The sequence below is a fragment of the Pseudomonas sp. RGB genome (genome assembly GCF_007713445.1).
In the GTDB taxonomy this organism is placed as follows: domain Bacteria; phylum Pseudomonadota; class Gammaproteobacteria; order Pseudomonadales; family Pseudomonadaceae; genus Aquipseudomonas.
Genome location: NZ_VMSH01000005.1, coordinates 313,491 through 339,042, shown reverse-complemented (window position 1 = coordinate 339,042; position 25,552 = coordinate 313,491). Strand labels below are relative to the sequence as shown.

Genomic DNA, 25,552 nt, shown 5'->3' with positions numbered 1-25,552 from the left:
GCTTACATGAACAACGCCCTGAACCAGCTGCAGCCCTACCCGTTCGAGAAACTGCGCGCCCTGCTCGGCAGCGTTACGCCAAACCCGGACAAACGCCCGATTGCGCTGTCCATCGGTGAGCCCAAGCACACATCGCCGGAATTCGTTGCCAAGGCGCTGGCTGACAACCTCGACCAGATGGCCGTGTACCCGACGACGCTGGGCATCCCGGCATTGCGCGAGGCCATCGGCGCCTGGTGCGAACGCCGCTTCAACGTGCCCAAGGGCTGGCTGGACCCGGCGCGCAATATCCTGCCGGTCAACGGCACCCGTGAAGCGCTGTTTGCCTTCACCCAGACCGTGGTCAACCGCGCTGACGACGCATTGGTAGTGAGCCCGAACCCGTTCTACCAGATCTACGAAGGCGCCGCGTTCCTGGCCGGCGCTAAGCCGCATTACCTGCCGTGCCTGGACGCCAACGGTTTCAACCCGGATTTTGACGCCGTGTCGCCGGACATCTGGAAACGCTGCCAGATCCTGTTCCTGTGCTCGCCGGGCAACCCCACCGGCGCCCTGATTCCGGTCGACACCCTGAAAAAGCTCATCGCCCTGGCCGACGAGTACGACTTCGTCATCGCCGCCGACGAGTGCTACAGCGAGTTGTATTTCGACGAACAAACCCCGCCGCCCGGCCTGCTCAGTGCCTGCGTCGAGCTTGGCCGTCAGGATTTCAAACGCTGCGTGGTCTTCCACAGCCTGTCCAAGCGCTCCAACCTGCCAGGCCTGCGCTCGGGCTTTGTGGCCGGCGATGCCGACATCCTCAAGGCTTTTTTGCTGTACCGCACCTACCATGGCTGCGCGATGCCGGTGCAAACCCAACGGGCGAGCATCGCGGCCTGGCAGGATGAAGCCCATGTGCTGGCCAACCGTGACCTGTACCGCGAGAAGTTTGACGCCGTGCTGGCCATTCTCAAGCCAGTGCTGGACGTACAAAGCCCGGACGGCGGGTTTTACCTGTGGCCGAACGTGAATGGCGACGACGCCGCGTTCTGCCGTGACCTGTTCGTGGAAGAACACGTGACTGTGGTGCCAGGTTCGTACCTGTCCCGGGACGTGGACGGCGTCAACCCAGGCGCCGGGCGCGTGCGCATGGCGCTGGTTGCACCGTTGGCGGAGTGTGTTGAAGCCGCCCAGCGCATTCGCGACTTCATTCAGCGCCGCCGCTGACACTTATGGGTCATTTCACATGGCCCAGATTCGCCTCGCTCATGTCCAGATCCGCCAGCACTTCACGCAAAACGTCATCACCAATCTGGTGATGACGGCTCAAGCTGTACAGCTCCAACCGCTGCGCTCGCAGGGCCTTGAGGCGTAATTTGCGCTCCAATTGGTCCATCTGCAGCGCCAGCGCCTGGGCGTCGGCCGAGTCATTGAACACTTCCAACTGATGGCGATATTCCGACATCAGCCGCGCCTTCAGCTCGGCCGCCAGTGCGGCCTGAGCGGCGTCCGAGGTATCGGTTTCGGCGGGTTCTTCCGCTTCAAGGGCATGGATCGCCGCCACGGCGGTCTTTTTCCACGCCTCGCGCACTTCGTTATGACGCTTTTCGTCGGGACTTTGCTCGATGCCGCGCAACAGCAACGGCAGCGCGATGCAAGCGGCGATCAGCGATAGCAGAATCACCCCGGCAGCGATGAAAATCAGCAGGTCCCGCTCAGGGAAGGCCTCGCCCGGCGCCAGCAGCAGGGGCACCGACATCACACCGGCCAGGGTCACCGCACCGCGCACGCCGCCGACCGTCAATAGCCAGCAGGAGCGCGCCGTCGGCACCAGGGTCAGTTCGCTTTTGCCACGCAGGCGTCGCAGTAAACCCGACAGGCGCCAGATGCTCTGCACCCAGATAAAGCGCAACACCACCAGCACTACAAAGATCGCAATCACATCCAGGCAGCGATACAGCAGGGTGGGCCACAACGTTGTCTCGTGGCTGACCACAGCCTTGATGATGTCCGGCAGTTGCAGGCCCAACAGCAGGAAGATCAGGCCATTGAAGGCAAACTCCAGCAGCGACCAGACACTGCGGTTAAGCAAGCGCGTGCTGGTCTGGCGCGGCAACAGGTCGAGCCAGCTTTGCATCATGCCCGCCGCCACCGCCGAGAGAATGCCCGATGCGCCCAGGCGCTCCGCCAATACATAGGCCGCAAACGGCAACAGCAACATGAACACCACGTGCGTGGCCGGGTCATCCCAACCGCGCGCGATCATCCAGGCGCGCAAGCGGCCGACCAGCCAGCTCAGCGCCACGCCAACCGCCAAACCACCCACGGCAACCAGCACAAAGGTCAGGCTGGCATCCGCCAGGGAGAACACGCCGGTCAGCGCCGCCGCCAGGGCGAACTTGAAGGTCACCAGGCCCGAGGCATCATTCATCAACGCTTCGCCCTGAAGCATGTGCATCAACGGCTTGGGCAGACGATTCTGGGCAATGGCCGACACCGCCACGGCATCCGTCGGCGATAAAACCGCCGCCAGGGCGAAGGCCACCGGCAACGGGATCGTCGGCAATATCCAATGAATGAAATAGCCAGCACCCACCACGGTGAACAGCACCAGCCCCACCGCCAACGTCAGAATCGGGCCGCGCAATCGCCAGAGCTCGCGCTTGGGCATACGCCAGCCATCGGAGAACAACAGCGGCGGCAGGAACAGAAACAGAAACAACTCAGGGTCCAGCGCCACATGCAGCCCCAGAGTGGGCCAGGCCAGCAAAGCGCCGGCGGCGATCTGCACCAGGGGTAACGGCAGAGGAATGATGCGCCCGACCAGGCGCGAAACGCTGACCAGCATCAGCAGGATAAGAACGGTGTAGGCGGTTTGCATAAAGCGGGTTTCCCGGACAATCGACTTGCAACGACACCCATCAGGCAACAGCTGGCCGTTGAAGTGCCATATTACTCGGCTATGTTAACCAGCCATGTTACGCGGCCATGCCGCGCCATGGCGTTTGCACAAAAGTCGCACTGCGCCGTCAGCAAGCATGACGAGCGGCACCCAAACCTGCTGGTCATGGCATAATCCGTGACCTTTCGTTTCTACTTGGTCCAAAGGGGGGCAATTCCTTGACCGCTTCAAGCAAAACGTTGCACCTTTTCGGCATCAAAGCCTGCGACACCATGAAAAAAGCGCGCACCTGGCTCGATGAGCACGCTGTGAGCTATGAGTTTCACGACTACAAAACGGCCGGTATCGACCGCGAACACTTGACCCAATGGTGCAACGAGCACGGTTGGCAGGTGGTTTTGAACCGTGCGGGCACCACCTTTCGCAAACTCGAAGACGAACGCAAAGCCGATCTCGATCAGTCGAAAGCCATTGAATTGATGCTCGCACAACCCTCGATGATCAAGCGCCCGGTGCTCGATCTCGGAGACAGAACCCTGATTGGCTTCAAGCCAGATAGTTATTCGGCTGCCCTCAAGTAGGCCAGCCTTCCATTTTTGTAGAGGTAACAGCATGTCCAATTCCCTGTTCAGCCTGGGCTTCGGCGTCGGCACTCAGAACCGCCAAGGTGCTTGGCTGGAAGTGTTTTACGCACAACCGTTGCTCAACCCGTCGGCCGACATCGTCGCAGCCATTGCGCCGATCCTGGGCTACACCGAAGGCAACCAGGCCATCACCTTCACCGTCTCCCAAGCGCTGCAAATGGCTGACGCGCTCAAAGGCGTCGACGCTGCCCAAGCTGCCCTGCTGAGCCGCCTGGCTGAAAGCCACACCCCGCTGGTCGCCACCCTGCTGGCCGAAGACGCCGCACTGACCTCCACGCCTGAGGCTTACCTCAAGCTGCACCTGCTGTCCCATCGCCTGGTCAAGCCACACGGCCTGAGCCTGGCCGGTGTGTTCCCGCAACTGCCGAACGTGGCGTGGACCAGCCAGGGCGCGATCGACATCAATGAGTTGGCCGAACGCCAGCTGGAAGCGCGTCTGCGTGGCGAGCTGCTGGAAGTGTTCTCGGTGGACAAGTTCCCGAAAATGACCGACTACGTGGTCCCGGCCGGCGTGCGTATCGCTGATGCCGCGCGTATCCGCCTGGGCGCCTATGTGGGCGAAGGCACCACCGTGATGCACGAAGGCTTCGTCAACTTCAACGCCGGCACCGAAGGCCCGGGCATGATAGAAGGCCGCGTCTCCGCTGGCGTGTTCGTCGGCAAGGGTTCAGACCTGGGCGGCGGTTGCTCCACCATGGGCACCCTGTCGGGCGGCGGCAACATCGTGATCAAGGTGGGCGAAGGCTGCCTGATCGGTGCCAACGCTGGTATCGGTATCCCGTTGGGCGACCGTAACACCGTGGAGTCGGGCCTGTACGTCACCGCCGGCACCAAGGTCGCGCTGCTGGATGAGCAGAACCAACTGGTCAAAGTGGTCAAGGCGCGCGAGTTGGCCGGCCAACCGGACCTGCTGTTCCGCCGTAACTCCGAGACCGGTGCCGTGGAGTGCAAAACCCACAAATCGGCCATCGAACTGAACGAAGCGCTGCACGCTCACAACTAAGCAGCCACTCGATGCCACTAGCGGGTCGCGCCTTCGAGTCGGCCCGCTTATACGAGTCTTGAACACCATGCTTGTGCCCTCTCCCTGGCGCGCCGACTTTCCGGCCATCGCCACCCTGCAACGGCAAGACCAGACTTACCTGGACAACGCCGCCACCACGCAAAAACCCCAGGCCCTGTTGGATGCCATCAGCCATTACTACGCCAATGGCGCAGCCAATGTGCACCGTGCCCAACATTTGCCGGGCGCCCATGCGACCCAGGCGTTTGAAGACAGTCGCAGCAAGGTCGCGCAGTGGCTTAACGCAGGTGACAGCGGGCAAATCATCTTTACCCACGGCGCAACCTCTGCGCTGAACCTCCTGGCCTATGGCCTTGAGCACTTATTCAATGCGGGCGATGAAATTGTTATCAGCGCTCTGGAACACCACGCCAACCTGCTGCCCTGGCAGCAACTGGCCAAACGTCGCGCGCTCACGCTGGTGGTGTTGCCACTGGGTGAGGATGGCGTGATTGACCTGCACGCCGCTGGCGAATTGATCGGCCCACGCACGCGCGTGCTGGCGGTGAGCCAGCTTTCCAATGTGCTTGGCACCTGGCAGCCCTTGGACACCTTGTTGGCGATGGCGCGGGCACACGGCGCGCTGACCGTGGTCGACGGTGCCCAGGGCATCGTGCATGGCCGCTATGACGTGCAGGCGCTGGGGTGCGACTTCTACGTGTTTTCCAGCCACAAACTGTACGGCCCGGACGGCGTCGGCGTGCTGTTTGGCCGCCACGAAGCCCTGCATCACCTGCGCCACTGGCAGTTTGGCGGCGAGATGGTGCAACAGGCGGACTACCACAGCGCCAGTTTCCGCCCTGCCCCGCTGGGTTTTGAAGCGGGTACACCACCGATCGCCAGCGTGATCGGCCTGGGTGCCAGCCTGGATTACCTGAGCTCACTGGACCCGCCCGCCGTGGTCGCCCATGAAGCGGCGCTGCACGACTACCTGCTGCGCGGCCTCAAGGCACGCAATGGCATCCGCGTATTGGGATCGCCCCACGTAGCTTTGGCCAGCTTTGTGGTGGAAGGCATACACAACGCCGACCTCGCCCACCTGCTGACCGAACAGGGCATCGCCGTGCGCGCCGGCCACCATTGCGCGATGCCGTTGCTCAAGGCAATGCACTTGTCCGGGGCGATCCGCGTGTCCCTGGCGCTGTACAACGACTCCGATGACCTGGAGCGCTTCTTTGAAGCCCTCGACCAGGCGCTGGATATGTTGCGATGAGCTTGCCGGCCGAAGCCGCCGCTGCCCTGCACGCCTTTCAGGCGGTCGGCAGTTGGGAGCAGCGCGCGCGGATGCTGATGCAATGGGGCGAACGCCTGCCAGCCTTGGCCGATGAGGACAAAGTCGACGCCAACCTGGTGCAGGGCTGCGAAAGCCTGGTGTGGTTGGTGGGGCGTCTTGAGAACGGCCATTGGCAGTTCGCCGCGAGCAGCGATGCGCGGATGATTCGCGGGTTGGTGGCGTTGCTGCTGGCGCGGGTCAATGGGCTGTCGGCGGCGCAATTGCAGGCCGTTGACCTGCCCGATTGGTTTGCCCAGCTTGGCCTGTCACGGCAGTTGTCGCCGTCGCGCAGTAATGGCCTCAATGCCGTCCTGCAGCGCATGCGAGACCTGAGCCTTACACAAAACTAAATGTGGGAGCTGGCTTGCCTGCGATGCAGACACCTCGGTCAATCAATCAGACTGCGGTGATGCTATCGCAGGCAAGCCAGCTCCCACACTTTAGGCGTGTGCCGAGGGTGAGAGTTAAGTGGGCTTGACCCGCTCCGACGGCCTGCGCACCCCAGCCACAATCTTGTCCACCGCCTTGGTCGCCGCCACCATACCGAACGTGGCCGTCACCATCATCACCGCGCCAAACCCGCCGGCGCAGTCCAGCTTCACCCCATCTCCAACAAAACTTTTTTGCAGACAAATGCTGCCGTCCGGCTTGGGATAGCGCAGCTGCTCGGTGGAAAACACGCACGGCACGCTGTAATGGCGGGTCACGGTGCGGGAGAAACCGTAATCGCGGCGCAACGTGGAGCGCACCTTCGAGGCCAGTGGGTCGTTAAAGGTGCGGTTCAGGTCGCACACCTGGATCAGCGTCGGGTCGATCTGCCCGCCGGCGCCGCCGGTGGTGATGATCTGGATCTTGCGGCGCTTGCACCAGGCAATCAGCGCAGCCTTGGCGTTGACGGCGTCGATGCAGTCGATCACGCAATCGATATTCGGCGTGATGTACTCGGCCATGGTGTCGCGGGTCACGAAGTCCGCCACCGCATGCACGGTGCAATCGGGGTTGATAGCGCGCAGGCGCTCGGCCATGACGTCGACCTTGGGCTTGCCCACGGTGCTGTCCAGCGCGTGCAACTGGCGGTTGCTGTTGCTGACGCAGACGTCGTCCAGGTCAAACAGCGAAATCTCGCCCACCCCGCAACGGGCCATGGCTTCCGCCGCCCACGAGCCTACGCCGCCGACGCCGACGATCGCCACATGGGCCGCTTTCAAGCGTTCCAGGCCTTCAATGCCATACAAGCGGGCGACGCCTGCAAACCGCGGATCTTCTGTGCTCATGACCATTACCCCAAAAACCGGAGCGCATTATGGACTACGCAGCGACAAGTTCGAAGCTTCCAGCTACAAGTAAAGAACTTAGGTGAACATTCGCGGACTAACGTCCGGCTTTTCTCTGTCTGCTGTACGCTCGGGGAAAGGCCAGTGTAGGATGCGCGCCGTTCGGCGTAAGCCGACACCTCTTTTCGTTCCACACCCTTTGGAACCCGAAATAGCCATGTCATCGCGTAAATTTGGACTCAACCTGGTGGTGGTGCTGGCAATTGCCGCGCTGTTCACCGGTTTCTGGGCGCTGATCAACCGCCCGGTCACCACACCCAACTGGCCTGAACAGATCTCCGGGTTCTCCTACTCGCCGTTCCAGCAAGGCCAGTTCCCGCAGAAAGACCAGTACCCAAGCGACGAAGAAATGCGTCGTGACCTCGAGATCATGAGCAAGCTGACGGACAACATCCGTACCTACTCGGTCGACGGCACCCTGGGCGACATCCCCAAGCTGGCGGAAGAGTTCGGCCTGCGCGTGACGCTGGGTATCTGGATCAGCCCGGACCTTGCGCGTAACGAACGCGAGATCCAGCGGGCCATCGAACTGGCCAACAGCTCACGCAGCGTCGTGCGCGTGGTGGTCGGTAACGAAGCGTTGTTCCGTGAGGAAATCACCCCAGAGGCGCTGATTGCGCTGCTCGACCGCGTGCGCGCCGCCGTTAAAGTGCCGGTGACGACGTCCGAGCAATGGCACATTTGGGAAAAGAACCCGCAACTGGCCAAGCACGTTGACCTGATCGCGGCGCACATCCTGCCGTTCTGGGAATTTATTCCGATGGACAAGGCCGGCCAATACGTACTCGACCGCGCCCGGGATCTGAAGAAACTGTTCCCGAAAAAGCCGCTGCTGCTGTCGGAGGTTGGCTGGCCGAGTAACGGCCGTATGCGCGGGGGCAATGAAACCTCGCCCGCCGACCAGGCGATTTACCTGCGTACGCTGGTCAATAAGCTCAACCGCCAGGGCTACAACTACTTCGTGATCGAGGCGTTCGATCAGCCGTGGAAAGTCAGCGACGAAGGCTCGGCCGGCGCGTATTGGGGCGTGTACAACGCCGCGCGCCAGCAGAAATTCAACTTTGAAGGCCCGGTGGTCGCAATCCCGCAATGGCGCGTGCTGGCCATCGGCTCGGTGGTGCTTGCGCTGCTGTCGCTGACTTTGCTGATGATCGACGGCTCGGCCCTGCGCCAGCGTGGCCGTACGTTCCTGACCTTTATCGCGTTCCTGTGCGGTTCGGTGCTGGTGTGGATCGGCTACGACTACAGCCAGCAATACAGCACCTGGTTCAGCGTGACCGTGGGGATCTTGTTGGCACTGGGCGCCCTCGGCGTGTTTATCGTGTTGCTGACCGAAGCCCACGAACTGGCGGAAGCGGTGTGGACCCACAAGCGCCGGCGTGAATTCCTGCCGGTGGAAGGCGATTCGGACTACCGCCCGAAAGTGTCGATCCATGTGCCGTGCTACAACGAGCCGCCAGAGATGGTCAAACAGACCCTCGACGCCCTCGCCGCCCTCGATTACCCGGACTATGAAGTCCTGATCATCGACAACAACACCAAGGACCCGGCGGTATGGGAACCGGTGCGCGACTACTGCGAAACCCTCGGGCCGCGCTTCAAGTTCTTCCACGTCTCGCCCCTGGCCGGTTTCAAGGGCGGCGCGCTGAACTACCTGATCCCGCACACCGCCAAGGACGCCGAAGTAATCGCGGTGATCGACTCGGACTACTGCGTATCGCCGAACTGGCTCAAGCACATGGTGCCGCACTTCGCCGACCCGAAAATCGCCGTGGTGCAGTCGCCGCAGGATTACCGCGACCAGAACGAAAGCACCTTCAAGAAGCTCTGCTATGCGGAATACAAAGGCTTCTTCCATATCGGCATGGTCACCCGTAACGACCGCGACGCGATCATCCAGCACGGCACCATGACCATGACTCGTCGCTCGGTGCTCGAAGAACTCGGCTGGGCTGACTGGTGCATCTGCGAAGACGCCGAACTGGGCCTGCGCGTATTCGAGAAAGGCCTGTCGGCGGCGTATTACCACGACAGCTACGGCAAAGGCTTGATGCCCGATACCTTTATCGACTTCAAGAAGCAGCGTTTCCGCTGGGCCTACGGCGCGATTCAGATCATCAAGCGCCACACCGCCAGCCTGCTGCGCGGCAAGGGCACTGAGCTGACCCGTGGCCAGCGCTACCACTTCCTCGCAGGCTGGTTGCCGTGGGTGGCGGACGGCATGAACATCTTCTTCACCGTCGGCGCCCTGTTGTGGTCGGCGGCGATGATCATCGTGCCAACGCGGGTTGACCCGCCGCTGCTGATTTTCGCGATTCCGCCGTTGGCGCTGTTCGTGTTCAAAGTGGGCAAGATCATTTTCCTCTACCGCCGCGCGGTGGGCGTGAACTTGAAAGATGCGTTCTGCGCGGCGCTGGCCGGCCTGGCGTTGTCGCACACCATCGCCAAGGCGGTACTTTACGGCTTCTTCACCACCAGTATTCCGTTCTTTCGGACCCCGAAAAACGCGGATAACCACGGCTTCTGGGTAGCGATCTCCGAAGCCCGCGAAGAAATGTTCATCATGCTGCTGTTGTGGGGCGCGGCGCTGGGGATCTACCTGGTGCAGGGCCTGCCGAGCAATGACATGCGCTTCTGGGTGGTGATGCTGCTGGTGCAATCGCTGCCGTACGTGGCGGCGTTGATCATGGCGTTCCTCTCGTCGCTGCCAAAACCTGCGCCGAAGGTTGAGCCGGTAACGGCCGAGTAAAAACTTGCGCAATGCACTAAACGGCGGCCCTTGGCCGCCGTTTTGCTATAAGATAACGGCCGTTTTGTGAGACTTGGCCTAGCCCTGCTTTCTGTGGGAGCTGGCTTGCCTGCGATGGCACCGCCGTGGCGTACCTGCCAGACCGCGGCGTCTGCATCGCAGGCAAAGCCAGCTCCCACATTGAATCTGCGCCCATTCAGGTTGTGTATTCCACATTCGTCCTGCGCCCATAACACGCTTCCGGAGTTCCCCCATGACGGCCCATGCCGACCTTTCGCCGACCCTTCAACTCGCTATCGACCTGATCCGTCGCCCCTCGGTGACGCCGATCGACGCCGATTGCCAGAAGCTGATGATGCAGCGCCTGGGCGACGCCGGCTTTGCGCTGGAGCCGATGCGTATCGAAGATGTGGACAACTTCTGGGCCACCCACGGCAAGCACGACGGCCCGGTGCTGTGCTTTGCCGGCCACACCGACGTGGTACCGACCGGCCCGGTGGGCGCCTGGCAGAACGACCCGTTCGACGCGCTGATCGACGAAAACGGCATGCTCTGCGGCCGTGGCGCGGCAGACATGAAAGGCAGCCTGGCAGCCATGCTGGTGGCCTCCGAGCGTTTCGTCAGCGACTACCCGGACCACAAAGGCTCGGTCGCCTTCCTGATCACCAGCGATGAAGAAGGCCCGGCGCACCACGGCACCAAAGCCGTGATCGAACGCCTGGCAGCCCGCAAGGAACGCCTGGACTGGTGCATCGTCGGCGAACCGTCGAGCACTACGCTGGTGGGCGATGTGGTCAAGAACGGCCGCCGTGGCTCCCTCGGCGCCACCCTGACCGTGCGCGGCGTGCAAGGCCACGTGGCGTACCCGCACTTGGCGAAGAACCCGATCCACCTCGCCGCCCCGGCCTTGGCCGAATTGGCCGCCGAGCACTGGGACGACGGCAACACCTTCTTCCCGCCGACCAGCTTCCAGATTTCCAACCTCAATTCCGGCACCGGCGCCACCAACGTGATTCCCGGTGACCTGACGGCGGTGTTCAACTTCCGCTTCTCCACCGAGTCCACCGTCGAGGGCCTGCAACAGCGCGTTGCGGCAATTCTCGACAAGCATGGCCTGGACTGGCACGTGGAGTGGGCGCTGTCGGGCCTGCCGTTCCTCACCGAACCCGGCGCGTTGCTGGATGCGGTGTCGGCCAGCATCAAGGCGATCACCGGGCGCGAAACCAAAGCCTCCACCAGCGGCGGCACCTCCGATGGGCGCTTCATTGCCACCCTTGGCACTCAGGTCGTGGAACTGGGCCCGGTCAACGCGACGATCCATCAGGTCAACGAGCGCATTCTGGCCAGCGACCTCGATGTGCTGACCGAAATCTATTACCAGACCCTGATCAAGTTGCTCGCCTGATGCTCGCTTGCCCCATTTGCAGCGCACCGCTCCACGCGGTGGACAATGGCGTGGCGTGCCCGGTCGGGCACCGTTTCGACCGCGCGCGCCAGGGTTACCTGAACCTGTTGCCGGTGCAGCACAAAAACAGCCGCGACCCGGGCGATAACCTGGCCATGGTCGAGGCGCGCCGCGACTTCCTTAACGCCGGGCATTACGCGCCGGTGGCCAAGCGCCTGGCTGAACTGGCCGCTGAGCGCGCACCGCAGCGTTGGGTGGACATCGGTTGTGGCGAGGGTTACTACACCGCGCAAATCGCCGAGGCCCTGCCCCATGCTGACGGCTATGCGCTGGACATCTCCAAGGAAGCGGTCAAACGTGCGTGCAAGCGCAACCCGGCGCTGACCTGGTTGATTGCCAGCATGGCGCGTGTGCCGCTGGCCTCGGGCAGTTGCCAATTTCTCGCCAGCGTTTTCAGCCCATTGGATTGGCAAGAGGCCAAGCGTCTGCTCAGCCCTGGCGGCGGTCTGATGAAAGTCGGCCCGACGGCCGGCCACCTGATGGAACTGCGCGAACGCCTGTACGACGAAGTGCGCGAGTACACCGACGACAAACATCTGGCCCTGGTGCCGGATGGCATGAGCCTGGCACACAGCGAAACCCTGGAATTCACCTTGAGCCTGGCCGAGCCCAACGACCGCGCCAACCTGCTGGCGATGACGCCGCACGGCTGGCGCGCGAGTGCCGAGCGCCGCGCCGAGGTGATCGAGGCCGCCGAGCCGCTGCAGGTCACGGTGTCGATGCGCTACGATTATTTCGTGCTTCAATAACCGACTTTTAAGCATCCGCGAATGGATTTTCGAATCCCGCAACGAGGAACATCCATGCGCCAACCTGATATTGAGATTTACCTGAAGGACGCCGACGTCGACCATAAAGCCATCGCCGCCTGGCTGGGCGCCGCGCTGGGCCCGTGCACCGACTGGGTCCAGAAGGGCCAGACCTACAAGTGCAAGGCCGGCAATGTGCCCGTCACCTGGCTGCCCAAGGCCGTAGGCAAATGGAACAGCCTGTACCTGGAAAGCGACCAGACCCCGTGGGACGACGACATCGCCTGCGCCCGCGCAGCTTTTGCCGCACTCAACGTTGAAGTGCGCTGTGCGCCGGGTACCTGGGTGGAGGAAGAAGGTGAGGAAAGCGCCGACACCTGGATTCGCATCAGCGTGGACGGTGAAGAACAGATCACCTGGAAAACGGCCTGAACTAAACCTGCGAACCCGATCAATGTGGGAGCTGGCTTGCCTGCGATGCAGGCACCTCGGTCTGTCAATCAGACCGCAGTGATGCAATCGCAGGCAAGCCAGCTCCCACCGTTGATTGGGTTATCAAGGCCGGATGCGGTCTGTGTTACAACCCCACCACATCCTCCGCCTGCAACCCCTTCTCGCCGGTCACCACGGCGTATTCCACCTGCTGGCCCTCGGCCAGTGAGCGGTGACCATCACCGCGAATGGCGCGGTAGTGCACAAACACATCCTTGCCGTCCTCGCGTTGAATAAAGCCATAGCCCTTTGCATCGTTGAACCACTTCACATTGCCAGTTTCGCGCGTTGCCATCTGTTTTGCTCCCACATGCTTTTTATTGTTGAGTCAGTCGCATTGAACTGCCGAGTATAAGACAGGCTCAAAAACGATCAACTCAAGTTTACATCGCTGCTTTTTTGCCGATTTTCGGCGAATACGGCACACTACCCGCCCGAGCGCCTGCTCGGTTTTTTCCACTTGAAGCAGCACGCCTATGACCCGCTCTCCGTTCCGCCGTCTGGTGTTTGGCACCTTGCGCCGACTGTTGTACCTCTGGGTTCGCTCGGAGACGATCAACCAGTCGTCCCTAACCCTTAACCTCGACCGCAGCCGGCCGGTGTTTTACGTCCTGCAATCGCCCTCCCTTACCGAACTGGCCGTGGTCGATACCGAGTGCACCAAGGCCGGCTTGCCGCGCCCGGTGCTGCCGGTCTCGGTAGGCCCGCAGATCGAACCCGCCGCGTTCTTCTACCTCACGCCCGAACCGGATTGGCTCGGCCGCCAGGACAAGCGCGGCGCGCCGCCGACCCTGACCCGGCTGGTCAACACCCTGACCGAACACGCCGAAGAGAATGCACAAATCATTCCGGTCAGCGTGTTCTGGGGCCAGTCGCCCGAGAGCGAGTCCAGCCCGTGGAAACTGCTGTTTGCCGACAGCTGGGCCGTCACCGGGCGCCTGCGCCGTTTGCTGAGCATCCTGATCCTGGGTCGCAAGACCCGCGTGCAATTCTCCGCGCCTATCAACCTGCGTGAATTGATCGAGCACAATAAAGGTCACGAACGCACCGTACGTATGGCTCAGCGCATCCTGCGGGTGCACTTTCGTAACCTGAAGACCGCCGTGATCGGCCCCGACCTGTCGCACCGGCGCAACCTGGTCAAAGGCCTGGTGAACATGCCGTTGGTGCGCCAAGCCATCAGCGAAGAGGCCGAACGCGAGAAAATCTCCCCGGAAAAAGCCAAGGCCCAGGCCTTGCGCTACGGCAACGAGATCGCTTCGGACTACACCTACACCGCGATTCGCTTCCTGGAAGTGGTGCTCAGTTGGTTCTGGAACAAGATCTACGACGGCATCAAGGTCAATAACATCGAAGGCGTGCAAAAGGTTGCCCAGGGTTACGAGGTGATCTACGTACCGTGTCACCGCAGCCATATCGACTACTTGCTGCTGTCCTACCTGCTGTTCAAAAACGGCCTGACCCCGCCGCACATCGCCGCCGGTATCAACCTGAACATGCCGGTGATCGGCAGCCTGCTGCGCCGGGGCGGTGCGTTTTTCATGCGCCGCACCTTCAAGGGCAACCCGCTGTACACCTCGGTGTTCAACGAATACCTGCACACTTTGTTCACCAAGGGCTTTCCGGTGGAGTACTTCGTCGAAGGCGGACGCTCGCGCACCGGGCGCATGCTGCAACCCAAGACAGGGATGCTGGCGATTACCCTGCGCAGCTTTTTGCGCTCCTCACGCATGCCGATCGTCTTCGTGCCGGTGTACATCGGCTATGAACGCGTGCTGGAAGGCCGTACCTACCTCGGCGAGCTGCGCGGCGCGAGCAAGAAGAAAGAGTCGATCTTCGATATTTTCAAAGTGGTTGGCGCGCTCAAGCAGCGCTTTGGCCAGGTCGCGGTCAACTTTGGCGAGCCGATCAAACTGGCCGAGTTCCTCGACGCCGAGCAACCCGACTGGCGCGCCCAGGAGCTGGGCCCGAACTACAAGCCGGCATGGCTCAACGAAACCACCAACCGCCTTGGCGAGCTGGTGGCGCGTCACTTGAACGAAGCCGCCGCGGTCAACCCGGTAAACCTGGTGGCCTTGGCGTTGCTGTCCACCACACGCCTGGCGCTGGATGAACAGGCCATGGCGCGCCAATTGGACCTGTACCTGGCGCTGCTGCGCCGCGTGCCCTACTCACCGCACACCACCTTGCCGGAAGGCGATGGCCTGGCGCTGATCAAGCACGTCAAGGACATGCACCTGCTGTCGGAGCAGAGCGACGCCCTGGGTAAGATTTTGTACCTGGACGAGCAACATGCCGTCCTGATGACCTACTACCGCAACAACGTGCTGCACATCTTCGCCCTGCCGGCGTTGCTGGCGAGTTTCTTCCAGAGCAGCTCGCGCATGAGCCGCGAACAAATCCTGCGCTACACCCGTGCGCTGTACCCGTACCTGCAATCGGAGCTGTTTATCCGCTGGTCGCTGGATGAGCTGGACGCGGTGGTCGACCACTGGCTTGAGGCGTTTGTCGAACAAGGCCTGCTGCGCTTCGAGAATGAGGTGTACCTGCGCCCGGCACCGAGTTCGCGGCATTTTGTGCTGCTGACGCTGCTGTCCAAGAGCATCGCCCAGACTCTGCAACGCTTTTACATGGCAATCTCGCTGCTGCTCAACAGCGGCCAGAACACCATCAGCGCCGAAGAGCTGGAAGACCTGTGCACGATCATGGCTCAGCGCCTGTCGATCCTGCATGGCCTCAATGCCCCGGAGTTCTTCGACAAGAGCCTTTTCCGACATTTTATCCAGACGTTGCTCGAGCAAGATGTGCTGCGTCGCGATGAGGCCGGCAAGTTGAGTTATCACGACCTGCTCGGTGAGTTGGCCGAAGGTGCAGCCAAACGCGTGCTGCCCGCCGACATTCGTTTGTCGATTCGCCAAGTGGCGTTGCACCGCGTCGATGGCGCAGCCGAAACGCCGACCGAACCCGAGCCGGTAAACGCTGAAGAACGCCGCTAGATTGAACGAGGCGCCGGGCGGTTTCCGGCGCCGTTGAAAAGGAGCTGTACCATGAAAAAGATCATCCTCCTGGGCCTGACCGCCCTGCTCGGAGCCTGCCAATCCATGACCCCCAAGGCCAGCCTCGACGGCGAAGTGTTCTACCTGCAACGCATCGCGCTGCCGCCCGCCGCCACCTTGAGCGTCAGCCTGCAGGACGTGTCCTTGATGGACGCTCCGGCCGTGACGCTCGCCGAACAGAAAGGCCCGGTCAAAGGCCAGGTGCCGCTGCCATTTCACCTGAGCTACGACCCGGCCCAGATCAAACCGGGCCACACGTACTCGGTCAGCGCTCGCATCGAGCTCGATGGCAAGCTACTGTTTATCACCACCGAGCGGCACGCCGTGCAACTCAACGGCCAAGACCCACAACCAATGCGTCTGCGGGTTGATGCGGTCTCACACTGATTATTCCCAGCTTGAAAAAGGAAGCGCCCATGCTCCGTAATTCTCTTCGCCTCACTGCCCTGTGCGCCGGCCTGCTGCTTGGCGCCAACGCCATGGCGGTGTCACTTGGCAGCCTGTCCCAGGGCGACGCCAGCGGCGGCCTCAAGGATGCACTGACCCAAGGCGCACAAATCGCCGTGAAACAACTGGGCGCGCCCGGTGGCTTCAGCAACAACCCGCAAGTGAAAATCGGCCTGCCCGGCAAACTCGGCAAAGTCGCCGACAAGCTGAAAATGTTCGGCATGGGTGATCAGGTCACGCAGCTCGAAACCAGCATGAACAAAGCGGCAGAAACCGCCGTGACCCAGGCTCAGCCGATCCTGGTCAATGCGGTGAAGAACATGAGCGTGACCGACGCCAAGGGCATCCTCACCGGTGGCCAGGACTCGGCCACTCAATACCTGAACAAAAGCAGCCGCGAAGAGATTCGTGTCAAGTTCCTGCCGATCGTCAAGGCCGCCACCGACAAGGTCGGCGTCGCCCAGCAATACAACGCCCTGGCCGGCAAGGCCGCAGCGTTTGGCGCGGTTGATGCCAAAAGTGCCAACGTCGAAAGCTACGTGACCGAACAGGCGCTGGACGGCCTCTTCAAGATGATCGCGCAGCAGGAAGAAACCATTCGCAAGAACCCGGCCGCGGCTGCCACCAGCCTGGCGAAGAAGGTGTTCGGCGCCCTGTAAACGCTGGCAGTAAACCTTCAATCACTGCGCCAAGGCCGCTGTTCACGGGCCTTGACGCTGTTGTTTCAGCCCTGGATAACCGCCTGCGCCAACCGCCCAAGCATGAGCGTGGCGAAACAACAAATCGCCACGGATGCCGCGCGGTTGATCTTTAGCGGCGTGAGCCACGTCTTCTGAATCCCTTCAAAGCGGCTGCCCAGCACGATCCAGGCAGACCCCACCGGCACCACCACCAACGCCAGCGTGGCCATGAACCCGGCATAGCCTTGCAACGATGCAAATGCGCTGAGCGGGGCGATGAACGAAACGATCAACAGGCCCTTGGGATTCATCACGGTGAGCCAGAAAAAATACACGCCAGAGAAGCGGTCACGGGTCGAGTCGATGGCGCTGTGTTTGCGTTGCCACAGCTTGAACGAGACATACAGCAGGTAGCAGCCCGCCGCCAGTTGCGTGGTTTTCAACGCCCACGGCGAATGCGCCGCCAGATACAGCCACGCCACGCCCCACACCGAGACCTGCAACAGGTACGCCAGGCACTCGACCAGCGCCAGCGTCCACGACGCCCGATAGCCGAACAACACCCCGGCACGAAACAACAGGGTGTTGGTCGGGCCAGGGGCAAGCAGCAACAACAGTAAGGCTGAAACAGTGGCCAGCATGATTACGCGACGTCCTTCCTCACTCGGAACCACGCAGCATACAGGGCCGGCAGGAACAACAGGGTCAACGCCGTCGCCACAATCAACCCGCCCATGATCGCCACGGCCATCGGCCCGAAGAACACGCTGCGTGACAGTGGAATCATGGCCAACACCGCCGCGAGCGCCGTCAGCACAATCGGGCGGAAGCGTCGCACGGTCGCTTCAATGATCGCTTGCCAGGGTGTCAGGCCGGCCTTGATGTCTTGCTCGATCTGATCGACCAGGATGACCGAGTTGCGCATGATCATGCCCGACAAGGCGATGGTCCCGAGCATGGCGACAAACCCGAAGGGCTGACGGAACACCAGCAGAAACAAAGTCACGCCGATAAGGCCCAGCGGAGCCGTCAGAAACACCATCGCAGTGCGTGAGAAGCTGCGCAGTTGCAGCATCAGCAAGGTCAGGACCACCACGATAAACAGCGGCACACCGGCCTTGACCGAATTCTGGCCACGCGCAGAGTCTTCAACGGTGCCGCCGACCTCCAGCAAGTAACCTTCCGGCAGTTCGGCGCGCACGCCTTCAAGGGTCGGCAAGATCTGCTGGACCAGGGTCGCCGGTTGTTCCTTGCCATAGATGTCGGCGCGCACAGTCACCGTCGGCAGGCGGTTGCGGTGCCAGATAATGCCCTCTTCGAAGCCGTACTCAAGGGTGGCAATCTGCGACAGCGCAACGCTTTTGCCGTTGTCGGTCGGCACGGCCAGGCTTGGCAACAACGACAACTCGGTGCGCTCGTGCACGGTGCCGCGCAGGAGGATTTCGATCAACTCGTTGTCCTCGCGGTACTGGCTGACGCTTGCGCCAGTCAGCGAACTCTGCAGGAACTTCGACACGTTGGCGGTGCTTACACCCAGGGCGCGGGCGCGGTCCTGATCGATATTGAGGTAAACGATTTTGCTCGGCTCTTCCCAGTCCAGGTGCACATTGACCACGTGGGTATTTTCACGAACCTTGGCCGCCACTTTGCGGGCCAGGGCACGGACCTCTTCGATGTGTTCGCCGGTCACGCGAAACTGCACCGGGTAACCCACCGGTGGACCGTTCTCCAGGCGCGTGACCCGCGAACGCAGTTCGGGAAATTGCTCGTCAAGGGTTTCGATCAGCCAGGTGCGCAGGCTTTCACGCTCTTCGATGGTCTTGGCCAGCACCACAAATTGCGCGAAGCTCGCGGCCGGCAATTGCTGGTCCAGCGGCAGGTAGAAGCGCGGCGAACCGGTGCCGACATACGCCACATAGTTGTCGATGCCGGCGTGTTCCTTGAGCAGCGCTTCCAGGCGTTTGACCTGCTCGGCGGTGTTGCTCAGGGACGCCCCTTCAGCCAGCTTGAGATCGACCATCAACTCCAGGCGACCGGAAGCCGGGAAGAACTGTTGCGGCACAAAGCGGAACAGCGCGACCGAGCCGATAAACAACAGCAACGTCAGCACGATCACGGTTTTGCGCCGACGCACACACCATTCAACCAAACGTCGCACACGCTGATAGAACGGCGTGCCGTAGGGATCTGGCCCATCGGGGCCGTGCTTGGCGGCATGAATTTTCGCCAGGTCCGGCAGGAGTTTTTCCCCCAGGTACGGCACAAACACCACGGCGGCCACCCATGAGGCCAGCAGCGCGATGGTCACGACCTGGAAAATCGAGCGGGTGTATTCACCGGTGCTCGATTGCGCAGTGGCTATCGGCAGAAACCCTGCAGCGGTGATCAACGTACCGGTGAGCATCGGGAACGCAGTGCTGGTCCAGGCAAAGCTGGCGGCCTTGAGCCGGTCGTAGCCCTGCTCCATTTTGATCGCCATCATTTCCACGGCGATGATCGCGTCGTCGACCAGCAGGCCCAGGGCCAGGACCAATGCGCCGAGGGAGATCTTGTGCAAGCCGATGCCCAGGTAATACATGGTGGCGAAGGTCATCGCCAACACCAGCGGAATCGCCAGGGCCACCACCATGCCGGTGCGCACACCGAGGGAAAAGAAGCTCACCAACAACACGATCGCCAGTGCCTCGGCGAGTACCTGGACGAATTCGCCGACGCTGGTTTTCACCGCGGCCGGTTGATCCGACACCTTGCGCAGCTCCATGCCTGCTGGAAGGTTCTTCTGCAGGCGTGCGAATTCACCTTCGAGGGCCTTGCCCAATACCAGAATGTCGCCGCCGTCACGCATGGCCACGGCCAGCCCGATGGCGTCCGCGCCCATGTAGCGCATGCGCGGTGCCGGTGGGTCGTTGAAACCCCGGTGGATGTCGGCCACGTCGCCAATGCGAAAGGTGCGGTCACCGACGCGAATCGGGAAATTGCGGATCTCCTCCACCGTCTTGAAGTTGCCGGACACGCGCAACTGCACACGCTCCGTCGGGGCTTCGAAGAAGCCGGCGGTAGAGACGGCGTTCTGCTCCTGCAACGCCTGCTGCACGGCGGCCAATGGCAGGCCGAGGGTGGCGAGTTTGAGGTTGGATAATTCGATCCAGATTTTTTCGTCCTGCAGGCCGAGCAGCTCGACCTTGCCCACATCCGGCACACGTTGCAGTTGAATCTGGATGCGGTCGGCGTAGTCCTTGAGCACCGCGTAGTCGAAACCGTCACCGGTCAACGCGTAGATATTGCCGAAGGTGGTGCCGAATTCATCGTTGAAAAACGGCCCCTGGATGTCCGGCGGCAAGGTCTGGCGAATGTCGCTGATCTTCTTGCGCACCTGGTACCACAAGTCCGGAATCTGCGCCGAGTGCATCGCGTCGCGCGCTATGAAAGTGACTTGGGATTCACCGGGGCGCGAGAAGGAAACAATGCGCTCGTAGTCGCCGGTCTCCATGAGCTTTTTCTCGATACGCTCGGTGACTTGGCGCGAGACTTCCTGGGCCGTGGCCCCGGGCCAGTTGGTCTTGATCACCATGGCCTTGAAGGTAAACGGCGGGTCCTCGCTTTGCCCCAGCTTGGTGTAGGACAGCGTACCGACGACCGCCAGCAGGATCATCAGGAACAGTACGATCTGGCGATTACGCAACGCCCATTCGGAAAGATTGAAACCCATCGGGGACTACTCCTTGTTGGCCGCCAGATTCACCACGCGGTTGGAGCGATCCACCGGGCGCACCTGCTGGCCCTCATGGAGCACATGCACACCGGCCGCAATCACCCAATCGGTGGGGGCCAGGCCTTCCAGTACCGGGACGGTTTTTTCACCAAAGGCGCCGATCCGCACCGGCGTGCGCTTGAGCGTGTTGTCTGGTTGCACCACCCAGACGTAGGACGCGCCATTCTCTGCACTCAGCGCTGACAGCGGCACCGCCAGCGCAATCACGCCGTCAGCCTGTATGAATACGCGGGCGCTCTGGCCCAGTTCGGCCGGGACTTTGCCGCCGGTGAAGGCAACCCGGGCGGCAAACGTGCGCGATTTTGGATCAGCAGCGGGCGACAGTTCACGGATACGCCCGGCAAAACGTTGGTCGGGCTGACTCCACAACTCAACCGACACAAGCTGGCCGATCTTGAACCGGCCGAAACCTTGCTCCGGCAGGCTGATCAGCACTTCGCGCTCGCCATCGGTGGCCAGGGTGAAGACGGTTTGGCCGGCCGACACCACTTGGCCAACTTCCACCGCGCGCTTGGCGACCACACCGTCCTGGGGCGCGCGCAGCACGGCGTAACCGGCCTGGTTGCTGGATACGTCGAACTCGGCCTTGATCTGCTTGAGGCGTGCTTCACCGGATCGGTAGAGGTTTTCGGAATTGTCGTACTGAGAACGGCTGACCATCTGACGGTCCATCAGGGTCTTGTAGCGATCACGCTCGGCGCGCACCAGGCTCAGGTTGGCTTCGGCGGCGGCCACTTGGGCGCGCGTGGCTTCCAGTTGCAGGCGTACGTCCTGCGGATCAAGTTCGGCCAGCGGTTGGTTGGCCTTGACCCGCTCGCCCTCCTCCACGAGGCGTTTACTGACTTTGCCGCCAATGCGAAAGGCCAGGTCCGGCTCATAACGGGCACGTACCTCGCCTGGAAAGCTGTCCATCGCCTGCGCCGAGGGCTGCGGTTGCACCACCATGGCTGGACGGAGGGTGGTTTGGGCCGCTTCTTCATGGCCGCAGGCGGCCAACAGGAAGATCAGGCTGACAGGCAACGCAAGGGGCAGGAAAGTGCTGCGCATGCTGTAGGACCTTTCGCAAATGGAGCTAGGAATAATTATACTGGCCGGTATGTTATTAATACCAAACTCACCAGTCCAGTATTAAAGGTGAAAATGTCCGACAATCCTGTAAACACCAATAGCCCCGGGCGTCCCAAGGACATGGCAAAACGCCAAGCAATCCTCGAAGCCGCGAAAAATCTGTTTTTGAGCAATGGCTACGCCAGCACCAGCATGGATGCCGTGGCAATGGAGGCCGGCGTGTCGAAACTGACCGTCTACAGCCACTTCACCGACAAAGAGACGCTGTTCACCGCCGCCGTCGTGGCCAAGTGCGAAGAACAGTTGCCGGTGATGTATTTCGAGCTGCCCGCCGGCATGCCGGTGGAAACCGTGCTGCTGAACATCGCACGGGGCTTTCATCGGCTGATCAACAGCGAGGAGTCGGTGAACCTGCATCGCCTGATGATGACCACCGGCAATCAGGACGTGAAACTCTCACAGATCTTCTTTGAAGCCGGGCCGATGCGCATGCTGCAGGGTATGGAGCGCCTGCTCAGCCGCATCCACCAGAGCGGCGCGCTGAGCATCGACAAACCGTTTACAGCAGCCGAGCACTTCTTTTGCCTGCTCAAGGGCACGGCGAATTTCTGCTTGCTGTATGGCTGCGGCGGGCAACTGAGCGAAGAAGCCGCCGAGGCGCATGTGCAGGAGGTGGTGGGGTTGTTTATGCGGGCTTACAAGCCCTGACGCTGGGTGGTGTCTGGACTGGCGCTATCGCAGGCAAGCCAGCTCCCACAGGAGAATGCATTCCAGCATGAGAACACGGTCAACTGTGGGAGCTGGCTTGCCTGCGATGAGGCCCTCAAGGCTTGAGCGCTTTCTTGGGATAAATGTCATACCGGCTCGACTTGCCATCCAGCGCATGGCTCGGCTTTGGCCCTTCAATGCACGGCGCCTTGCGTGGACGCTTGACCACCACGCGGTGACTGGCCAAGGCCAACGCCGCGGCGAGCAACGCCGGTGCGTCCGGGTCATCGCCCACCAACGGCCGGAACAGGCGCATTTCCTTCTTCACTAACGCAGTTTTCTCACGATGAGGGAACATCGGGTCGAGGTAGATCACCTGCGGCGGCTCACCTTCCCAATTGCGCATCACGTCGATGGAGTTGCCCTTGAGCAACTTCATGCGCGCCACAATCGGCGCCACTTCGAAGTCATCCGCGCCACGCGCCAGGCCGTCTTCGAGCAAGGCGCCGATCAGCGGCTGGCGCTCGATCAGGCTCATCTCGCAGCCAAGGCTGGCCAGCACGAACGCGTCCTTGCCCAGCCCCGCCGTGGCGTCCAGCACGCGTGGGCGCACGCCTTGGGCAATGCCCACCGCCTTGGCGATCATCTGCCCGCTGCCACCGCCGTATAGACGCCGGTGCGCCGCGCCACCTTCGACAAAATCCACGCGCACCGGCCCCGGTGCATCGGGCCCGAGCTGCTGCAGTTGCAGGCCGTGCTCGCCCACTTGCAGGGAAAAATCCGCCTCTTCCAGTTGCACAGGCAGGCCCAGCTGCGACGCCCACTGCTCGGCACGCGCCTGAAAACCTTCGGCCAAAGCCTCGACCCGAATGCGGCTGGCCGCTGGTTGTTCGCTCATCAATCGCTACGCTCAAAAATATTAAGGATCGGCAAACAGCGGCCGATAAAAACAACAGTCAGGTATTTTGCCAGAGCTGAGCGTCGACCGAGAAAAATGTCAGACATTCTTCCCCTAACCATCGGTGTACTGCCGACCCACAACCACTACGGCCTGCGCAATACTCAAGCGCTGGCCGGGGTGAGTCATGTGTGGCAGGACTTCTTCGCCCGGGCGTTGGCCGAGCAGCTCGGCGACACGCCGGACGCGCGCGCCGCCAAAGCACCGGCACCCAGAGACCCGGCGGTAGAACCCAGCGAAGGCGCCGACCTGCTGTCGCAGATCCTCACCCAGCGTGAATGCGACGTGAAAGACACCGAGATCGCCCCGCCAGAACCGCTGTTCCTGCCGATCGCCGAATTCGAAACCGAGTTGCTGCCGCCACCCGCTACGCCATTCCCGGCGCAAGAAATCGTTGCCCAACAGCGCCAGCAGAACTTTGAAAGTGGCTGGGTACGCCCGCTGGTGCTGAATGCCGGCCAGCCGCTGCCTGAGCCTGGGCCGGCGCCGGAACCGCAGCCGCTGCACCTGCCCATCGCCGAGTTCGAACTGGACTTGCTGCCGCCGCCCGCCGTGCCTTATCCAAAGGAAGAGCTGGTGGCGCAACAGAAAGCGCTCGACTTCGACTACCACTGGGCGCGCCCACTGATCCTCAACAACCTGCGCCTGGCCGCCTGAGGCTCAGCGACACACTCCCCAACGCCCCATGTCCAGATGAAAGTGGTTGCGATGAGCAGCGTTGTAGTCCGGGCTCAACACCACGTTGAAATCATCGCAGGCGCCATCGCGCACCTGGCGCAGAAACCGCGCGCTGTCGCCCGTCCCCGGCCAATCCTTGAGCACACTGATGCTGCGCCCATCCGCCAGGCGGAAGCCGGCAATATCCAGGGCATTGGCCGAGGCGTGCTGACTGAGCCGCCCGTCTGCACGGTTATACATATTGCGACAGGCGAAGCTGCCCAGGTGATCGACCCGCGTCACCGCCTGACCAAACACCGCCTGCGCCGCAGGTTGCAGGCTGTGGCGTTCGAACAGGGCAAAGGCGACGGCCAGCGGGCAACTGGCGAGAAAGCTGCTGCTCAAGGCTACGTCAGCGCCTTGTACGCGCAAGACATTGCGCAATGGGCACGCGGCATCAGCCGGGCTGTCAGCCTGATGGCTGACGCGCAAGCCGGAGGTTTTCAGCACCTCATCGCACAGCGCTGGATCATCCTGCAGGCGGCCAAGCTTGAAGCGCGTGAGCAGGTTCGGCTTCGCACGCACGTCCAGCGGCGCCCAGGGGTTCCACTCGGCAGGCAACGGCACCCAGCCACGCCACACGCCCACTGCGAACACCCCCGCCAGCAACAGCAGCGCACCGCTCACGCTGAGAAAACGCACGGCTCAGCCCTTGAAGAATTGGTTGGCCTGGCTGAATGGCATCTTGCGCTCGGTGAAGGTAAAGGTGCCCAACTGGTAGACCTCCTGCGCAGCGCGGTAGAACTCGCCATACGCCGCCAGCGCCATGGCCGAGCCGACACTGATGCGGCGCACGCCCATCTCGCTCAATTGCGCGACGCTGAGGTTCAAGCCACCGGACATCAACACATTCACCGGTTTCGGCGCGACCGCCCTGACTACCGCCAACACGTCTTCGGCACTGCTCAACGCCGGCGCATAGAGCACGTCGGCACCCGCCTCGGCGTAGGCCTGCAGGCGGCGAATGGTGTCAGGTAAATCCAGGCGACCATGCAGGAGGTTTTCTGCGCGGGCCGTCAGGGTGAACGCAAATGGCAGACTGCGGGCCGCCGCAACCGCCGCCTCGACGCGCTCAACAGACAAATCAAACGGATAGATCGGGTCGACAGCAATGCCTGTGGCGTCTTCGATGGAGCCACCGACGATGCCCGTGGCGGCCGCCCGCAGGATGGTCTGGGCGCAGCCTTCGGGGGTATCGCTGAAACCGTTTTCCAGATCGGCCGCCACCGGCAGTGCGGTCGCCTGAACGATGGCTGACGCATTGCCCAGCGTGTCCTCCAGCGACAACGCACCTTCCGCATCCGGCCGCCCCAGGCTGAATGCATAACCTGCGCTGGTGGTGGCCAGGGCTTCAAAACCCAGGCTGGCGAGCATGATGGCCGAGCCGGCGTCCCACGGGTTGGGCATCACGAACGCGCGATCACGCTCGTGCAAGGCTTTGAAGGTTTCGGCGCGAAGGGTTTGGGCATCCATGTCTGACTCCTGGCGGAAAAAGG

General features: G+C 62.0%; 23 protein-coding genes. 14 read left to right on the top strand and 9 right to left on the bottom strand.

Features of this window, described 5'->3' with window-relative positions:
* Positions 1-6: 6 nt before the first annotated feature.
* On the top strand, positions 7-1,206 hold the full coding sequence (dapC, locus tag FPT15_RS13740) for a succinyldiaminopimelate transaminase (RefSeq protein ID WP_145161862.1): 1,200 nt from the start codon (positions 7-9) through the stop codon (positions 1,204-1,206).
* 10 nt (positions 1,207-1,216) lie between these two features.
* Here the strand turns inward: dapC and FPT15_RS13735 are convergent, their stop codons facing one another.
* Complete coding sequence (locus FPT15_RS13735) at positions 1,217-2,860, bottom strand: Na+/H+ antiporter (RefSeq protein ID WP_145161859.1); 1,644 nt, start codon at positions 2,858-2,860, stop codon at positions 1,217-1,219.
* Between the two features lie 293 nt (positions 2,861-3,153).
* Here FPT15_RS13735 and FPT15_RS13730 point away from each other — a divergent pair, with 293 nt between their 5' ends.
* The 4 genes from FPT15_RS13730 (at position 3,154) to FPT15_RS13715 (ending at position 6,211) form a co-directional block, all read left to right on the top strand.
* Positions 3,154-3,462 carry an arsenate reductase gene (locus tag FPT15_RS13730; protein ID WP_231982825.1) on the top strand — a complete coding sequence of 103 codons (309 nt, stop codon included), beginning with the start codon at positions 3,154-3,156 and terminating at the stop codon, positions 3,460-3,462.
* Positions 3,463-3,493: 31 nt separating this feature from the next.
* Entirely contained in the window at positions 3,494-4,528 is a 1,035-nt protein-coding gene (gene dapD, locus FPT15_RS13725) for a 2,3,4,5-tetrahydropyridine-2,6-dicarboxylate N-succinyltransferase (RefSeq protein ID WP_145161856.1), read from the top strand.
* Positions 4,529-4,595: 67 nt separating this feature from the next.
* Positions 4,596-5,801, top strand: coding sequence for an aminotransferase class V-fold PLP-dependent enzyme (locus FPT15_RS13720; protein WP_145161853.1), 1,206 nt, complete (start codon positions 4,596-4,598; stop codon positions 5,799-5,801).
* Positions 5,798-6,211: a SufE family protein gene (locus tag FPT15_RS13715; protein ID WP_145161850.1), complete on the top strand. Its 414-nt coding sequence runs from the start codon at positions 5,798-5,800 to the stop codon at positions 6,209-6,211. The genes FPT15_RS13720 and FPT15_RS13715 overlap by 4 nt, the downstream gene beginning before the upstream one ends.
* Before the next feature lie 114 nt (positions 6,212-6,325).
* Here the strand turns inward: FPT15_RS13715 and tcdA are convergent, their stop codons facing one another.
* Positions 6,326-7,135, bottom strand: coding sequence for a tRNA cyclic N6-threonylcarbamoyladenosine(37) synthase TcdA (gene tcdA / locus FPT15_RS13710; RefSeq protein WP_370879564.1), 810 nt, complete (start codon positions 7,133-7,135; stop codon positions 6,326-6,328).
* 217 nt (positions 7,136-7,352) lie between these two features.
* On the opposite strand from tcdA, the gene FPT15_RS13705 reads away from it, so the two are divergent.
* The 4 genes from FPT15_RS13705 (at position 7,353) to FPT15_RS13690 (ending at position 12,590) form a co-directional block, all read left to right on the top strand.
* Positions 7,353-9,944, top strand: a complete 2,592-nt coding sequence (locus FPT15_RS13705) for a glycosyltransferase (protein ID WP_145161845.1) — start codon at positions 7,353-7,355, stop codon at positions 9,942-9,944.
* Positions 9,945-10,197: 253 nt separating this feature from the next.
* Complete coding sequence (dapE, locus tag FPT15_RS13700; RefSeq protein WP_145161842.1) at positions 10,198-11,349, top strand: succinyl-diaminopimelate desuccinylase; 1,152 nt, start codon at positions 10,198-10,200, stop codon at positions 11,347-11,349.
* Positions 11,349-12,158 carry a putative RNA methyltransferase gene (locus FPT15_RS13695; RefSeq protein WP_145161839.1) on the top strand — a complete coding sequence of 270 codons (810 nt, stop codon included), beginning with the start codon at positions 11,349-11,351 and terminating at the stop codon, positions 12,156-12,158. Before dapE ends, FPT15_RS13695 begins: the two co-directional genes overlap by 1 nt.
* A 54-nt stretch (positions 12,159-12,212) precedes the next feature.
* Positions 12,213-12,590, top strand: coding sequence for a hypothetical protein (locus FPT15_RS13690; protein WP_058425300.1), 378 nt, complete (start codon positions 12,213-12,215; stop codon positions 12,588-12,590).
* Positions 12,591-12,735: 145 nt separating this feature from the next.
* Here the strand turns inward: FPT15_RS13690 and FPT15_RS13685 are convergent, their stop codons facing one another.
* Positions 12,736-12,945, bottom strand: a complete 210-nt coding sequence (locus tag FPT15_RS13685; protein WP_032891681.1) for a cold-shock protein — start codon at positions 12,943-12,945, stop codon at positions 12,736-12,738.
* 181 nt (positions 12,946-13,126) lie between these two features.
* Here FPT15_RS13685 and plsB point away from each other — a divergent pair, with 181 nt between their 5' ends.
* The 3 genes from plsB to FPT15_RS13670 are packed head-to-tail and all read left to right on the top strand — an operon-like array spanning position 13,127 to position 16,812.
* On the top strand, positions 13,127-15,646 hold the full coding sequence (gene plsB / locus FPT15_RS13680) for a glycerol-3-phosphate 1-O-acyltransferase PlsB (protein ID WP_145161836.1): 2,520 nt from the start codon (positions 13,127-13,129) through the stop codon (positions 15,644-15,646).
* A 51-nt stretch (positions 15,647-15,697) separates the two neighbouring features.
* Positions 15,698-16,093, top strand: coding sequence for a YbaY family lipoprotein (locus FPT15_RS13675; protein ID WP_145161833.1), 396 nt, complete (start codon positions 15,698-15,700; stop codon positions 16,091-16,093).
* Between the two features lie 29 nt (positions 16,094-16,122).
* Positions 16,123-16,812: a DUF4197 domain-containing protein gene (locus FPT15_RS13670; RefSeq protein WP_145161831.1), complete on the top strand. Its 690-nt coding sequence runs from the start codon at positions 16,123-16,125 to the stop codon at positions 16,810-16,812.
* 65 nt (positions 16,813-16,877) lie between these two features.
* Here the strand turns inward: FPT15_RS13670 and FPT15_RS13665 are convergent, their stop codons facing one another.
* From FPT15_RS13665 to FPT15_RS13655, 3 genes are read right to left on the bottom strand one after another with little or no spacing between them, the layout of a single operon-like run.
* On the bottom strand, positions 16,878-17,474 hold the full coding sequence (locus tag FPT15_RS13665; RefSeq protein ID WP_145161828.1) for a LysE family translocator: 597 nt from the start codon (positions 17,472-17,474) through the stop codon (positions 16,878-16,880).
* A 2-nt stretch (positions 17,475-17,476) separates the two neighbouring features.
* Positions 17,477-20,542, bottom strand: a complete 3,066-nt coding sequence (locus FPT15_RS13660; RefSeq protein ID WP_145161825.1) for an efflux RND transporter permease subunit — start codon at positions 20,540-20,542, stop codon at positions 17,477-17,479.
* 6 nt (positions 20,543-20,548) lie between these two features.
* On the bottom strand, positions 20,549-21,652 hold the full coding sequence (locus FPT15_RS13655; protein ID WP_145161823.1) for an efflux RND transporter periplasmic adaptor subunit: 1,104 nt from the start codon (positions 21,650-21,652) through the stop codon (positions 20,549-20,551).
* Positions 21,653-21,745: 93 nt separating this feature from the next.
* Here FPT15_RS13655 and FPT15_RS13650 point away from each other — a divergent pair, with 93 nt between their 5' ends.
* Positions 21,746-22,381 carry a TetR/AcrR family transcriptional regulator gene (locus FPT15_RS13650; RefSeq protein ID WP_145161820.1) on the top strand — a complete coding sequence of 212 codons (636 nt, stop codon included), beginning with the start codon at positions 21,746-21,748 and terminating at the stop codon, positions 22,379-22,381.
* Between the two features lie 115 nt (positions 22,382-22,496).
* On the opposite strand, the gene FPT15_RS13645 is transcribed toward FPT15_RS13650, so the two are convergent.
* Positions 22,497-23,279, bottom strand: a complete 783-nt coding sequence (locus FPT15_RS13645) for a class I SAM-dependent methyltransferase (RefSeq protein WP_145161817.1) — start codon at positions 23,277-23,279, stop codon at positions 22,497-22,499.
* Between the two features lie 96 nt (positions 23,280-23,375).
* Between FPT15_RS13645 and FPT15_RS13640 the strand changes: the two genes are divergently transcribed.
* Positions 23,376-23,996, top strand: a complete 621-nt coding sequence (locus FPT15_RS13640) for an energy transducer TonB (RefSeq protein ID WP_145161814.1) — start codon at positions 23,376-23,378, stop codon at positions 23,994-23,996.
* Between the two features lie 3 nt (positions 23,997-23,999).
* On the opposite strand, the gene FPT15_RS13635 is transcribed toward FPT15_RS13640, so the two are convergent.
* Positions 24,000-24,698 (bottom strand): extensin family protein, encoded by a 699-nt coding sequence (locus FPT15_RS13635; RefSeq protein WP_145161811.1) that lies wholly within the window; start codon positions 24,696-24,698, stop codon positions 24,000-24,002.
* Positions 24,699-24,701: 3 nt separating this feature from the next.
* Positions 24,702-25,529 carry an isocitrate lyase/phosphoenolpyruvate mutase family protein gene (locus FPT15_RS13630; RefSeq protein ID WP_145161808.1) on the bottom strand — a complete coding sequence of 276 codons (828 nt, stop codon included), beginning with the start codon at positions 25,527-25,529 and terminating at the stop codon, positions 24,702-24,704.
* Between the last annotated feature and the right edge of the window lie 23 nt (positions 25,530-25,552).